This is a genomic window from Cyanobium sp. Tous-M-B4, assembly GCF_024345395.1.
Lineage (GTDB): Bacteria > Cyanobacteriota > Cyanobacteriia > PCC-6307 > Cyanobiaceae > Cyanobium_A.
On the sequence record NZ_JAGQBA010000007.1, the window covers coordinates 72,176 to 84,805 of the forward strand.

At 65.0% G+C, this 12,630-nt stretch carries 14 protein-coding genes; 8 read left to right on the forward strand and 6 right to left on the reverse strand.

Annotated features, from left to right (window positions below; genetic code table 11):
* Nucleotides 1–35 precede the first annotated feature (35 nt).
* Both recF and speD read left to right on the forward strand, forming a co-directional pair.
* Complete coding sequence (recF, locus tag KBY73_RS13545; protein WP_396097187.1) at nucleotides 36–1,163, forward strand: DNA replication/repair protein RecF; 1,128 nt, start codon at nucleotides 36–38, stop codon at nucleotides 1,161–1,163.
* 53 nt (nucleotides 1,164–1,216) lie between these two features.
* A complete protein-coding gene (gene speD, locus KBY73_RS13550; RefSeq protein ID WP_254937609.1) occupies nucleotides 1,217–1,723 on the forward strand; it encodes an adenosylmethionine decarboxylase in 507 nt (168 codons plus the stop codon).
* A gap of 14 nt (nucleotides 1,724–1,737) precedes the next feature.
* Here speD and larE read toward each other — a convergent pair whose 3' ends face one another.
* Nucleotides 1,738–2,598 carry an ATP-dependent sacrificial sulfur transferase LarE gene (larE, locus tag KBY73_RS13555; protein ID WP_254937610.1) on the reverse strand — a complete coding sequence of 287 codons (861 nt, stop codon included), beginning with the start codon at nucleotides 2,596–2,598 and terminating at the stop codon, nucleotides 1,738–1,740.
* Between the two features lie 64 nt (nucleotides 2,599–2,662).
* Here larE and KBY73_RS13560 point away from each other — a divergent pair, with 64 nt between their 5' ends.
* Nucleotides 2,663–3,811, forward strand: coding sequence for a cob(I)yrinic acid a,c-diamide adenosyltransferase (locus KBY73_RS13560; RefSeq protein ID WP_254937611.1), 1,149 nt, complete (start codon nucleotides 2,663–2,665; stop codon nucleotides 3,809–3,811).
* A 37-nt stretch (nucleotides 3,812–3,848) separates the two neighbouring features.
* On the opposite strand, the gene moeB is transcribed toward KBY73_RS13560, so the two are convergent.
* The gene (gene moeB, locus KBY73_RS13565; protein WP_254937673.1) at nucleotides 3,849–5,021 is read right to left on the reverse strand and encodes a molybdopterin-synthase adenylyltransferase MoeB; all 1,173 of its coding nucleotides are present in this window, start codon (nucleotides 5,019–5,021) and stop codon (nucleotides 3,849–3,851) included.
* A gap of 11 nt (nucleotides 5,022–5,032) precedes the next feature.
* Nucleotides 5,033–5,425, reverse strand: coding sequence for a M67 family metallopeptidase (locus KBY73_RS13570; protein ID WP_254937612.1), 393 nt, complete (start codon nucleotides 5,423–5,425; stop codon nucleotides 5,033–5,035).
* 101 nt (nucleotides 5,426–5,526) lie between these two features.
* Here KBY73_RS13570 and KBY73_RS13575 point away from each other — a divergent pair, with 101 nt between their 5' ends.
* Nucleotides 5,527–5,913, forward strand: a complete 387-nt coding sequence (locus tag KBY73_RS13575; RefSeq protein ID WP_106632368.1) for a CAAD domain-containing protein — start codon at nucleotides 5,527–5,529, stop codon at nucleotides 5,911–5,913.
* Here the strand turns inward: KBY73_RS13575 and KBY73_RS13580 are convergent, their stop codons facing one another.
* Entirely contained in the window at nucleotides 5,914–6,816 is a 903-nt protein-coding gene (locus KBY73_RS13580; protein WP_254937613.1) for a fructosamine kinase family protein, read from the reverse strand. It abuts the gene before it with no gap.
* A gap of 20 nt (nucleotides 6,817–6,836) precedes the next feature.
* Between KBY73_RS13580 and crtD the strand changes: the two genes are divergently transcribed.
* Nucleotides 6,837–8,384, forward strand: coding sequence for a C-3',4' desaturase CrtD (crtD, locus tag KBY73_RS13585; protein ID WP_254937614.1), 1,548 nt, complete (start codon nucleotides 6,837–6,839; stop codon nucleotides 8,382–8,384).
* 14 nt (nucleotides 8,385–8,398) lie between these two features.
* On the opposite strand, the gene KBY73_RS13590 is transcribed toward crtD, so the two are convergent.
* Nucleotides 8,399–9,310 carry a prephenate/arogenate dehydrogenase gene (locus tag KBY73_RS13590; protein WP_254937615.1) on the reverse strand — a complete coding sequence of 304 codons (912 nt, stop codon included), beginning with the start codon at nucleotides 9,308–9,310 and terminating at the stop codon, nucleotides 8,399–8,401.
* A 59-nt stretch (nucleotides 9,311–9,369) separates the two neighbouring features.
* Between KBY73_RS13590 and KBY73_RS13595 the strand changes: the two genes are divergently transcribed.
* Genes KBY73_RS13595 through KBY73_RS13605 form a run of 3 tightly spaced genes read left to right on the forward strand, consistent with a single transcriptional unit; the run spans nucleotide 9,370 to nucleotide 11,535 of the window.
* Nucleotides 9,370–10,806, forward strand: coding sequence for a helicase (locus tag KBY73_RS13595; protein WP_254937616.1), 1,437 nt, complete (start codon nucleotides 9,370–9,372; stop codon nucleotides 10,804–10,806).
* Between the two features lie 38 nt (nucleotides 10,807–10,844).
* Nucleotides 10,845–11,093 carry a DUF2839 domain-containing protein gene (locus KBY73_RS13600; protein WP_254937617.1) on the forward strand — a complete coding sequence of 83 codons (249 nt, stop codon included), beginning with the start codon at nucleotides 10,845–10,847 and terminating at the stop codon, nucleotides 11,091–11,093.
* Nucleotides 11,094–11,145: 52 nt separating this feature from the next.
* Entirely contained in the window at nucleotides 11,146–11,535 is a 390-nt protein-coding gene (locus KBY73_RS13605; RefSeq protein WP_254937618.1) for a DUF1815 family protein, read from the forward strand.
* Between the two features lie 15 nt (nucleotides 11,536–11,550).
* Here the strand turns inward: KBY73_RS13605 and recA are convergent, their stop codons facing one another.
* Complete coding sequence (gene recA / locus KBY73_RS13610) at nucleotides 11,551–12,627, reverse strand: recombinase RecA (RefSeq protein ID WP_254937619.1); 1,077 nt, start codon at nucleotides 12,625–12,627, stop codon at nucleotides 11,551–11,553.
* Between the last annotated feature and the right edge of the window lie 3 nt (nucleotides 12,628–12,630).

The window sequence follows — 12,630 nt, forward strand, 5'->3', positions numbered from 1 at the left end:
CCTGGCCTACCTTAGCCGCTCACCGCATCAGACCCATCCGGCTGCATCGCCTGGAGCTGCTGCGTTTCCGCAATATCAGTCGGCTGGAGCTGAGCCTGGAGGCTCCCCGGCTGCTGGTGGTCGGGGCCAATGGCGAGGGCAAATCCAACCTGCTGGAAGCGGTGGAATTACTTGGCTGCCTGCGCTCCCACCGCACCAGTAGCGATCGTGATCTGATCCAGCACGGCGAGGCCAGCGGCCAGGTGCGCGCCCTCACCAGCGGCGGGGACCAGCTGCAGCTGGAGCTGCGCCGAAGTGCTGGCAGGCAGGCCCAGCGCAACGGCAAGCAGCTGGAGCGCCAGCTCGACCTGCTGGGTTCGCTGCGCTGCGTGGGCTTCAGCGCCCTCGACCTCGAGCTGGTGCGGGGCGAGCCAGCCGGCCGACGTCAATGGCTCGACCGGGTGGTGCTACAGCTCGAACCTCTATACAGCGACCTGCTGAGTCGCTACGGCCGGCTGCTACGCCAGCGCAGCCAATTGCTGCGGCGCGGCCTGGGGGGAACCAGCTTGCTGGCCCTGCTCGACACCTTTGATCTGCAAATGGCCGTGATCGGCACCCGCTTACACCGGCGTCGCTTCCGGGCGATCCGGCGCCTCGAGCCCCTGGCCGCAGCCTGGCAGGAGCGGCTCAGCGGCGGCCGGGAGATCCTGCAACTGAATTACCAAAGTGGCACCGTCTTGGCGGGCGAGGAGGCTGAGGAGCCTTGGCGTCAATCCCTGCTTGAGCAGCTACAGCTTCAACGCCAGGAGGAACTGCGGCTAGGCCAATGCACGGTGGGGCCCCACCGGGACGAACTAGAGCTCGCCCTGGCCGGCCAACCGGCCCGCCGCTACGGCTCAGCTGGCCAGCAGCGCACATTGGTACTGGCCCTCAAGCTGGCTGAGCTCGAGCTTGTGGGCTCCGTCTTGGGGGAGCCACCCCTGCTGCTCCTCGACGACGTGCTCGCCGAGCTAGATCCGGAGCGGCAACAATTGCTGCTCGAGGCGGTGGGCGAAGGTCACCAGTGCCTGGTGAGTGCCACCCACCTAGGAGCCTTCAGTGGGGGCTGGCAGGCCGAGAGCCAGGTGGTGCGGATGCGCGCCGGCCAGCTCGATCCGAAGATGCCAACTGACTTGGCCAGCTAGGCGCAGCTACCTGGCTGACAGCGTATGGTTGGAAGCTTGTTTGGTCGGATTCGATGACCCAGACCCTGCCCTGCCTCCACCCGAACCCGGGATGGACCGAGGCCCCTGCTGCTACCACCGCAGCCTCTCCCCTGCCTCACCAGATTTCCGAAACAGTCGGAAAACACTGCATCCTTGAGCTTTATGGCTGCGACAGCGCCAAGCTCGACGACGAAGCCTTCCTGAGGGACACCATCACCGCAGCAGCGAAGCGTGCCGGTGCCACCCTCCTCAACCTGATCACCCACCGATTCGAACCCCAAGGGGTTACGGGATTGGCCCTGCTGGCCGAATCCCATATCTCGATTCACACCTGGCCGGAATCGGGCTACGCGGCGGTTGATGTGTTCACCTGCGGTGATCACACGATGCCGGAAAAAGCCTGTGCGGTTCTCGCCGCCGAGCTTTCAGCCAACGACCACAAGCTCACCAGCTTCCGCCGCGAGACGCCGCCGTCGATTGCTGATAGCCCGCGTGATCCTTTGCAAGCTCAGGAGTTCACCGCCGCGGTGACCCTCTGATCTCGGGGGGCTAATCACCGGTTAACTGAGCCCAGTTCCCGGTTGAGCTTGCCGCTCACCAGCCCCTCCAGATCCAGCCCCACGGCGCTAAAACCGATCTCCAGGAAGGCCGCCACCAGCGCCTGCCTCGCTTCGGGCTTTGCCCACAAACCCAGGGCCCGATCCAATTGGAGGGGAGGCAGTTCAATCCGAGCCGTCTGGCCCTGGGAGCGCACGCGCACCTGGGGCCATCCCATTGCCAACAACCAGGCTTCCGCTGCAGCCACCCGCTGCAGCCGCTCCGCCGTGATCGGTTCGCCGTAGGGAAAGCGTGAGGCCAAACAAGGCTGGGCCGGCTTGTCCCACCAGGGCAATCCCAAGGCCCGAGAAATTTGACGTACGCCGGCCTTATCGAGGCCCACCTCGGCCAGGGGTGAGCGCGCTCCGAATTCCTTTGCGGCCCGAATGCCGGGCCGATGATCGCCTAGGTCCTCGGCATTGACGCCATCGAGCACGGTCGCCCCTGCCGCCGCGGCCGCGATCGGTGCCAACAGCCGGTGCAGCTCCCGCTTGCAGGCGTAGCAGCGCTGCTCAGGATTACTGGCGTAGGCAGGATCTGCCAGCTCCGCCGTAGCGATCTCCCGGTGGGCGATCCGCAGCCAACGAGCCTGCTCCGCCGCCTCCGCCCGCAGGTGGGGGGCTAGGGCCGGCGACACACCCGTAATCGCCAAAGCTGCCTCACCGCGTTGCTCTACGGCGATGGCAGCCACCAGGGCGCTATCTACCCCACCGGAATAGGCCAACACCACCCGATCTAGGCACGCCAACTGCTGACGCAACGAAGCCAGCGCCAGCTCCAACGGCGGCGGCAACGGCTCCAACAGGGAAAACAACATCGCCACCAAACTCCTGCCCAGATCTTGGCAACCCCCACCCCAATGACGCCGGTAACATCGCCACATGAGCAGCACCCAGACGCCGCAACGGGGAACGGGCCGAGGTATCGGCATCCGTACGGCGGCCGGCAGCGATGAGCGCGCCCATGGCCAGCTGCACGTCTACGACGGCGATGGCAAGGGCAAAAGCCAGGCGGCACTAGGGGTAGTTCTGCGCACCATCGGCCTGGGTATCTGCGAGCAAAAACGCACACGGGTGCTGCTACTGCGCTTTCTCAAGGGACCCGGCCGGGCCTACGACGAAGACGCCGCCATCGAAGCCCTGCAACAGGGCTTCCCCCATCTAATCGATCAGGTGCGCACCGGCAGGGGAGACTTTTTCAGCGCCGAGGAAGCCACCCGCTTCGACCGGCAGGAGGCCCAGCGGGGCTGGGACATCGCCAAAGGGGCCATCGCCAGCGACCTCTACTCCGTGGTGGTGCTCGACGAGCTCAACCCGGTGCTGGATCTGGGCCTGCTTGATGTCGAAGATGTGGCCCGCACCCTGGCGGCCAAACCCGACGGCATGGAGGTGATCTGCACAGGTCGAGGTGCGCCCCGCCAGCTGGTGCAACTGGCTGACCTGCACTCGGAAATGCGCGCCCACCAGGGCCCCGGCGGCCTTGAAGGCGTCGAGATTTACACCGGTGAAGGCAAGGGGAAATCCACCAGTGCCCTGGGCAAGGGGCTGCAGGCGATCGGCCGTGGCATCAGCCAGGACAAAAGCCACCGGGTGCTGATTCTGCAGTGGCTCAAAGGTGGCGCTGGCTACACCGAAGATGCCGCTATAGCAGCTCTGCGCGAGAGCTATCCCCACCTGGTGGATCACCTGCGCTCCGGGCGCGATGCAATCGTGTGGCGTGGCCAGCAGCAGCCGATCGACTACGTGGAAGCTGAGCGGGCCTGGGAGATCGCCCGGGCCGCCATCTCTAGCGGCCTCTACAAAACGGTGATCCTCGATGAGATCAACCCGACAGTGGATCTGGAGCTGCTGCCGGTGGAGCCGATCGTGCAAACCCTCCTGCGCAAACCCGCTGAAACGGAAGTAATTCTCACCGGCCGCTGTAAAAACCGGCCTGCCTATTTCGACCTGGCTTCGGTGCACTCCGAGATGGTGTGCCACAAGCATTACGCCGAGCGCGGCGTCGATCTCAAACGCGGCGTGGATTACTGATGCTGGACTACTGAGGCTGGACTACTGAGAAGAGGCCTCAGTAGCGCATCACACTCGGATCAACTTCCTGGCTCCAGGCATCAATGCCGCCGGCTACGTTGATGCCCTCGATGCCGTGACGTTTCAGGGCGATCAGGGCCTTGGCACTGCGGCCGCCCAGCTTGCAGTGGGCGTAAAGGCTTTTGCCTGTCGCCAGCTGCTGGATGCGTTCCACGGCCGTGCCGTTCTCGATCTGATCGAGAGGGATCAAAACGGCGCCGGCAATCACGGCGATCTCAGCCTCGGGGGGGTTGCGCACGTCGATCAGCACCAGGCCACTGGTATCACCATCGAGCAGCGTTTTGAGCTCGCCCACGCTGATGCTCTCCACAGCTCCGGATTCTTCCTGGCCAGGTGCGGTGCCGCCAACGCCGCAAAACTCTTGATAATCAATGAGTTTGTCGATCACTGGGCGCTCGGGATTGGGCCGCAGCTTCAGCTCCCTGAATTTCATCGCCAGGGCATCAAACAGCAGCAGCCGGCCGCTGAGGGTGGTGCCGATGCCGGTGATGATCTTCACCGCCTCGGTGGCCTGGATGACACCGATGATTCCGGGTAGCACCCCCACCACTCCGCCCTCGGCGCAGGAGGGCACCATGCCCGGCGGCGGCGGCTCAGGGAAAAGGTCCCGGTAGTTGGGGCTGGCTGCATCCAGGTTGAACACCGTTGCCTGACCTTCAAAGCGGAAGATCGAGCCGTAGACATTTGGCTTGCCCAGCAGCACGCAGGCGTCGTTCACCAGGTAGCGGGTGGGGAAGTTATCCGTGCCGTCGCAGACCAGGTCGTAGCCGGAGATGATCTCCAGGGCGTTTTCGCTGGTGAGAGCGGTCTCGTAGAGATCCACCTGGCAATGGGGATTGATCTCCAGGATGCGGGCCTTGGCCGATTCAATCTTGGGCTTGCCAACCCAGCTGGTGCCATGGATCACCTGGCGCTGGAGGTTGGAGTGGTCGACCACATCGAAATCGACGATGCCGAGCCGGCCTACGCCGGCAGCCGCTAGATAAAGGAGCAAGGGCGAGCCGAGCCCACCGGTGCCCACGCACAGAACAGAAGCCGCCTTGAGCCGCTTTTGCCCCTCCATACCCACCTCTGGCAGGATCAGGTGCCGGGCAAAGCGAGCCACCTCATCGGGGCTGAGCTGGACGCCGCTGGTGTCGGGAGGAAGCATGGCCTCTTGGATCAGGACACCATTCTCCATGGCAGGCGCAGGGGCGCGGCCGGAGCTTCCGGCAGCCACCAGGCAACCAACTCCCCGCCAAGGTTTTCGGCCCCGAGGATCACCATCAAAGTGGATACCCCACAGAGACTGCGATCGGTGTCAGAAGGCGCGGCCCCACTGGTGGGGTGGCTGTGGGCCGAGCCCAGCAGCTCCAGCCCCTGCGCCCTGCCCCACTTCTGCGCCTGCAGCTGCTCCCTTGGATCAATCGCAAAGCGACGGCAGCGTTGCTGAGGCTGGGGCCAGACGTTGCAACACGGCCAGATCAAGCGCAGTTGCCAGTCGCACTCATAGCTTTCGCCCAACAGCAATGCACAACCCTCCTCCGGTTCGGCGCTGGCCAGGATGGGGCGCAAAACGGTGAGCAGGTGCAGATCAGTCCTGATTTGCTCTGGCGCTTGGGAGAACACGCCGATACCTTATGAATCATTCCAAACATTCGCCTTCCAACCGGTCCATGAGCGATACCACCACCGACGCGGTTGAGCAGGGCACTGCCACTGAAGTGGAGACTGACGCCACCTCCGGTGCCGCCGAAGCCAGTTTTAGTGAGCGTTACAGCGAAATACTTGCCAAGGTGAACGGCACCTTGGACCAAGTGGACTGGAGCCAGATGGGCCGGATCGGCAAAGCCAGCGGCGTGATTCTGGCTGTGATCGTCGCTCAGATCTTGATCAAAGGAGTGCTCGACGCAATCAACCTGCTGCCCGTGGTTCCCGGCCTGCTAGAACTGCTGGGCTTGGTAGTTGTAGGCCAGTGGAGTTGGCACAACCTCACCACCAGCGAAAAGCGTGGTGCGGTGGTGGCCAAGGTCCAGAACCTGCGCAAGGAGTATCTGGGCTAATCAGCACCTATTAAGTAGCAGCTGATCAATGCTGGCTTGAGCCTGGCGGCCCCAGCCGCCGCCAAACAGATTGGCGTGATTCAAAAGGTGATACAGGTTGTAGAGGGCGACCCGACCCTTGGCCGCTGGTTCCAGCGGCCAGACATCTTTGTAACCGCTAAAAAAAGCCTTCGGAAAACCGCCGAATAGCTGGGCCATCGCCAGATCCACTTCCCGATCTCCCCAGAAACAGGCGGGATCAAACATTGTGCTGGAGCCATTGGTCAGCAGGCCCGCATTGCCGCACCAAAGATCCCCGTGCACAAGCACCGGCTCACAGTGATGGCTGCTCAGCCATCGCGGCACCAGCTCCAGCAGCTCCCGTGCTCCCCGCAGCGGCTCTCCCCGGCTAGCGGCCCAAGCCAGCTGGGGCGCCAAGCGGCACTCCACAAAAAACACCCCCCAAGCGGAGCGCCAGCCGTTGGGCTGGGGGGCTGATCCAATGAAGTTGTCTGCCGCAGCGCCGTAGCCAGGGGTTGGTGCCGAGCCGGCACTGCTGCGGTGCAGCTGGGCCAAGCCCTGGCCGCATCGAAACCAACCACCTTCAGCTGCGGCGCCAGATGAGCCTGCCAACTGCAACCAGCTGAGCAGCAGCACGGCGCGATCGTCGGCCACTCCCCAGGCCAGGGGCTCTGGAATCACCAGCGCGGCAGGCGCATGGTGTGCCAACTGCTGCAGGCCGTTTAGCTCCGCCTCAAACATGGGCAGTGCTGCGGCCCCGTTGGTCTTGGCAAACACGCTGCGACCATCAGCCAACTCCAGCCGCCAGGCCTGGTGGATACAACCACCCCCCAGCGGCGCTTGGGCCACCACGGCGCAGCCGAGCTGCTGCTCTACCCAGGCCTGCATCGCGCGCTCGCGCACCTGGTTGCCAGCATGGCGCCATGGAGAAGCGCCTCGATGTAGTGGTAGTGGGCGCCGGCATCGCCGGCCTCACCGCCGCAGCCCTTCTGGCCCGAGAGGGCCTGACGGTGGAACTGCTGGAAGCCCACCAGCAGAGCGGCGGCTGCGCCGGCACCTTCCGCCGCGGCCCCTACACCTTTGATGTGGGCGCCACCCAGGTGGCAGGCCTGGAACCGGGCGGCAGCCACCAGCGCCTGCTGGCCCACTTCGGTCTGCCCCTACCGCAGGCCACCCCCCTGGATCCGGCCTGCGTGGTGGATCTGGCCGATGGCCGGCCGCCGGTGCGGATCTGGCGCGATCCTGCGCGCTGGAACGCCGAGCGGGAGCAGCAGTTTCCCGGCAGCGGCCGCTTCTGGCAGCTCTGCGCCACCCTGCATGGTGCCAACTGGGCTTTTGCAAGCCGCGATCCGGTGCTGCCGCCGCGCAGCCTCTGGGACCTGGGCCAGCTGCTGCCGGCCCTGAGACCCTCCAACCTGGCCAGTGGCCTACTGGCTGCCGCCAGTGTGGCTGATCTGCTCACGCTCACGGGCTGTGGCGACGATCCACGCCTGCGCCGCTTCCTGGATCTGCAGCTACGCCTTTACTCCCAGGAGCCAGCAGAGCGCACCGCCGCCCTCTATGGCGCCACCGTGCTGGCCATGGGCCAGGCACCGCTTGGGCTCTGGCACCTGCAGGGCTCAATGCAGGTGCTCAGCCAGCAGCTGGAGCAGGCCCTGGCTGCCGGCGGCGGCCAGCTGCGACTGCGACACCGGGTGAGCAGCCTGGAGCGCAGCAACGAGCCTGGAGGCGGGCCCGGCAGGGCAGGCTGGAGGTTGCAGGGCGAGCAGCTGGGGGGGGCCGGCAAGGGGCAGACGTTCAACTTGAGCGCTACCAATGTGGTACTGGCCATACCGGTACAAAGCCTGCCCGCTCTGCTCGGCCAGCAGCTGCCCGCGGGCTACCGCAGCCGGATAGAAAATTTGAGCGAGCCATCTGGGGCATTGGTTTTTTACGGTGCCATTGAGCGAGCCCTGCTGCCTGCCAACTGTCCCGCCCACCTACAACTCGATTGGGCCGATCCGGGCAGCTTGTTTGTGTCGGTGAGCCACGAGGGCGACGGCCGGGCGCCGGCGGGCCTGGCCACGGTGATCGCCAGCGTGTTCACACCAGCGAAGCCCTGGTTTGGCCTCGAAGCCAGCGCCTACGACCAAGCAAAGGCTGAAGCGCTAGCCGCCATGCAGCGGGGGTTGGAGTCGCTGCTGGGCATCAGCCCAGAACAGTGGCGCCACGCTGAACTAGCCACACCCCGGGGGTTTGAGCGCTGGACCGGGCGGCCCTTTGGCTTTGTGGGCGGCCTGGGACAGCACCCCAGCCGCTTCGGGCCCTTCGGATTAGCCAGCCGCACCCCCCTGCCGGGCCTGTGGCTATGCGGTGATTCGATCCACCCCGGCGAGGGCACCGCCGCCGTAGGCCTTTCTGCCCTGATGGCCTGCCGGCAGCTGCTGGCAGAGCGGGGCCAGACGCTGAGCCTCAGCGGACTGAGCACCTAGCCATGTCGAGGGGATCAGAGAAACTGCGGCCGCAACTCCTGGCTGCGATCGAGCTCCTGCCGCAAATCCTGCCAATTCCCCTGGCTCACCTGCTGCTCGAGGGCTTCCAGCTGCTGCCGGTAGGCCGCCAGCGCCACTAGCAGCGCCTCTCGGTTGCAGCGGGCCATCAGGGTGCCCAACTCCGGATTGCCGCCGCCCACCCGGCTGGTGTCGGCAAAGCCGCTCGAAGCCAAGGCGCGCACTAGGCCGGCTAGATCCCCGGCGCCCGCAGCGCCAGCCCGATCAGCCGTCTGCAGCAGGGCGGCACCCACCAACACCGGCAGGTGGGAGATCAGCGCCACCGCTTGGTCGTGCTCAGCGGCGCCGCAACTGAGCCAGTGGGCCCCCACAGCCTGGGCCAAGCCCTGAACCAACGCCAGCGCCTGCGGATCGGTGGCGGCAGCGGGGGTCGCCACCCAAGGGCGCCCGCGAAACAACCCCTGCTGCCCCGCCTCCACGCCCGCCTCAGCCGTACCGGCCATCGGATGACTGGCGACAAAACGGGGATGCAGGCCCTGCCAGAGCTCCAGCACAGGCGCCTTCACCGAACCCACATCGGTGATCACCGCCTGGGGTGGCAACGCCGCCACCAACTCCTGCGGCGGCTCCAGCAGCCGATCTAGGGGCAGGGCCAGCACTACCAGGCTGCAGCCAGCCAGCACGGCGGGGTTGGTGCCCACCACGGTGGCCAGGAGCCGCTGCCGGGCTCGCTCGGCGGTGGCCTCACGGTGCACTAATGCACGCACCTCCACGCCTTGGTGCTGCAGATCCAGCCCCAAAGAGCCGCCAATCAATCCCAAGCCCACGATCCCCACGGGCCCCTGCCGCCACAGATTGGCAGTGCTGCGAGCAGGAGCCTGGGGGCTGGGCAAGGAATCGGAAGTCATCGGGGCGCAGGAGCCATCCCGCCAGCTTCCTACGCTTTTTATCTGTTGGTTGGCTGGGAATGCTCGAAGCCCACGCCCACCAGCAACTCAAAGCCCTGTTGCGCCAGGAGGGCAGTGCTCCCTGGCCCCACCACCTCAGCCTCAGCCGCTTGGTGGCCCGCAGCCTGCGCCGCGGCGACCACACCCTGGTGCGATTAGCCCCAGGCAGCGAACCCAGCTGGTGGATCAGCCTGCTCGTACCCCTAGCCCTGAGCGAGTGCCCCCTGGCAATAGTGGTGGGCGAGGCCCAACGCCAACGGCTGCTGCAAGTGGAGCTGCCCAGGCTGGCAAAGGCCGAACCAAGCATGGCCCTGCCCTGCTTCGAAGGCGACCAATCACCAGAAGATGCCCGCGTCTGGTTGCTTAATCATCAGCAGCTGGTGGCGGCCTGGCAACAGGGGTGGCTGGGGGAGCGCCAACTGGTGATCCCGGAGGCTGAACAGCTAGACGCCCTGCTGGGCCAAGCCCTGGAGGTGGTGGTCACGCCCCAGCACTGGGACCAACTGCGGCTGGCCCAGCCAGCGGCTGAGTCCAGCCTGCTGAGCCTGCACCAACTGCTCAATCGCCGGGTGCTCAGCGCTCCCCACCGTCCCAACCAGCTGGTGGCCCTGGCCCCAGACGACGAAGCACCCCTGCGCCACCTACTGCAGCTGCTAAGCCCCCTACCCCCGCCATGGCCCGACTGGCTGGCCGCCAAGGGCGACGGCTGGACCAGCTGGGCCCAGCTGAATCCCCAACTGCTGCAATGGCAACTGCACCGCCACCCCCTCGAGCCCCTGGCGCTACTCCGCGGCCTGCTGGAGCGGCGGGGTGCGGTGCTGCTGGGCCAACTTGGGCAGGGGAGTGAATTGGGGCTGCAACCGGTTGTGGAGCTGAATCTCGGCGATGCGCCCCTTGCCGACCCCCTGCCCCTATTTGCACCGCTGCGCCAACCGCTGCCGAATAGCCCGAACTACGGACAGCACCTGCTCGAGCAAAGCCGGCGCCTGATCCTTGGCCAAGCTGGGCTAACGGTCGTACTGATCGATGACGACGCCCTGCGATTAGGACTGGCCAGTGGGCTGGCGGCGGAATTCGGCAGTCGAGTAGTGCACGAGAGCACCGCGCCCGAAGGCAATGGGGTGATTTGTGCCCGCTGGTGCTGGTGGCTCGAGCAGCAGGCCCGGCTGCCGCTGCCAAGCCAGATCGTGATCGCCCTGCTGCCGATCGCCAGCCTCGAAGATCCACTCACCGCTGCGCGAGTAATGGCCCTGCGCCGGGAGGGTCGCGATTGGTTCCGAGAGGGCCTGTTGCCAGATGCCCTCACCCGTTTGCAGCTCGGTGTAGCGGGGCTTAGGCGCGAGGGCGCTGGCCGGCTGGCCGTACTGGATGGGCGGCTGCGGGGGCGGAGCTGGGGCCGCCAGGTGCTTGCGGCCCTGGAACCCTGGATCAACCTCACCCGCCTACTGCCTCACTGACGTGGGATCCTGACTTCACCATCCAAGTAGCGGAGGCCATGGGGGAAGCCAAGCGACGCAGCATTCAGGGTCTGCCACCCAAGCTGGTTAAGCCGAAACGGCCCAAAGAAATTGACACCTCACCACGAATCGCAGCCTGGCTGCCACTAACGCGCAACCAGGCTGATCGCTTCGTCACCCTCACCACGAAAGGGGCCTGGATAGGCATCGGCGCCTTGGTGCTGTTCTGGCTGACGGTTCGTTTTGTCGGCCCCGCAGCCGGATGGTGGAACCTGTCCGACGGCTGACCCGCCAAATCCTGAAGAAAAGATTAGGATCTTGTGAATCCGTCGGATCGTCGTGTTCCCACGCTTAGCCGAGCAGTACAGATCTGTGGTTCACGACCTGGTGATGAGTCTGCAGGCTCTCGCCAAAAGCCTTCAAGACCGAGGCACTGCTGCCACCTGCTACGTCTGCGGTGATGGCCGAGATGGTCACGGAGCCTCCTTCGTCGCCAACCTCGACGCGAACCACATGGTGCGGTTCTTAGTTTCCGATTTCGGCATCAGCTGGGTGGAATCCCGCAATGGCCACGAACTGGTGAAGCTGGAAGGAGCCGAAGCCATTCAGGAGCTGCAGCGAGTCGCCCAAGTGCTCCAAAGCCCCGTGGCAGCCAAGGGACCACGAGCTCAATCCCCAGCCAACCTGCCTAACCCCAACCAGCTCAAGGGAGCATTCACACTCCCTTGAGCTAGGGCAAGCCGCTCAGCTAGCCACCGGCAACTCTTCGAGGCCATCGCCAACTTCAGCGAGGGCTGATGCTGCAACAGCCGCCTTAGCCGCCGCGGCAAGGGGCTTCATGGAATTGGCGGTGACCTCTGAGCCCTCCTTCAGCTTTTGCCGAGTGAGTCGCTCAATCACCTCAGCCTGGGCTGGGTTTTGCTCCAACCAGGTGATCGTGTTGTCCCGGCCCTGACCAATGTTGTCGCCCTCGTAGCTATACCAGGCACCTTTGCGGATTACCACACCGGTCTCCTCTGCCAAGTCGAGCAAACAGCCCAGGGTGCTGATACCACGGCCAAACAGGATGTCAAATTCAGCAATCCGGAAGGGCGGGGCGACTTTGTTTTTTGCCACCTTCACCTTGGCGCGGATGCCGTACTCCTCGGTGCCCCGCTTGAGGGTCTGAATCCGGCGAATGTCCAAGCGCACCGATGCATAAAACTTGAGGGCATTACCGCCGGTGGTGGTTTCCGGATTGCCGTAGGTGACACCGATCTTCTGGCGCAGCTGGTTGAGGAAGATCACGGTGCAGCCGGATTTACCGATATTGCCGGTGATCTTGCGCATGGCCTGGCTCATCAGACGAGCTTGGGCACCCACAGCCAGATCCCCCATTTCACCTTCAATTTCAGCGCGGGGGGTCAAGGCCGCCACCGAGTCGATCACCACAATGTCCACGGCGGCTGAACGCACCAGCTGATCGACGATCTCCAAGGCCATCTCACCGGTATCCGGTTGGGAGACCAGCAGGTTTTCAATGTCAACGCCAAGGGCCGCTGCATAGACGGGGTCGAGAGCATGCTCCGCATCCACAAAAGCGGCCACACCACCTCGCTTCTGCACCTCGGCAATGGCATGCAGCGTGAGGGTGGTCTTACCGGAACTCTCCGGCCCATAGACCTCCACTACTCGGCCTTTGGGATAACCCCCACCCAGGGCCAGATCCAGGGTGAGGGCACCGGTGCCGATGGTTTCCACCCGCATGCGGGAGGCATCCCCCAGGCGCATGATCGAACCCTTGCCGAAATTGCGCTCGATCTGATTCAAGACAAGCCCCAAGGC

Coding starts and splice junctions, on each gene's coding strand:
- speD (WP_254937609.1), top strand. CDS start 1,217: ATGACCCAGACCCTGCCCTGCCTCCACCCGAACCCGGGATGGACCGAG.
- larE (WP_254937610.1), bottom strand. CDS start 2,598: ATGTTGTTTTCCCTGTTGGAGCCGTTGCCGCCGCCGTTGGAGCTGGCG.
- KBY73_RS13560 (WP_254937611.1), top strand. CDS start 2,663: ATGAGCAGCACCCAGACGCCGCAACGGGGAACGGGCCGAGGTATCGGC.
- moeB (WP_254937673.1), bottom strand. CDS start 5,021: ATGCTTCCTCCCGACACCAGCGGCGTCCAGCTCAGCCCCGATGAGGTG.
- KBY73_RS13575 (WP_106632368.1), top strand. CDS start 5,527: ATGAGCGATACCACCACCGACGCGGTTGAGCAGGGCACTGCCACTGAA.
- crtD (WP_254937614.1), top strand. CDS start 6,837: ATGGAGAAGCGCCTCGATGTAGTGGTAGTGGGCGCCGGCATCGCCGGC.
- KBY73_RS13590 (WP_254937615.1), bottom strand. CDS start 9,310: ATGACTTCCGATTCCTTGCCCAGCCCCCAGGCTCCTGCTCGCAGCACT.
- KBY73_RS13595 (WP_254937616.1), top strand. CDS start 9,370: ATGCTCGAAGCCCACGCCCACCAGCAACTCAAAGCCCTGTTGCGCCAG.
- KBY73_RS13600 (WP_254937617.1), top strand. CDS start 10,845: ATGGGGGAAGCCAAGCGACGCAGCATTCAGGGTCTGCCACCCAAGCTG.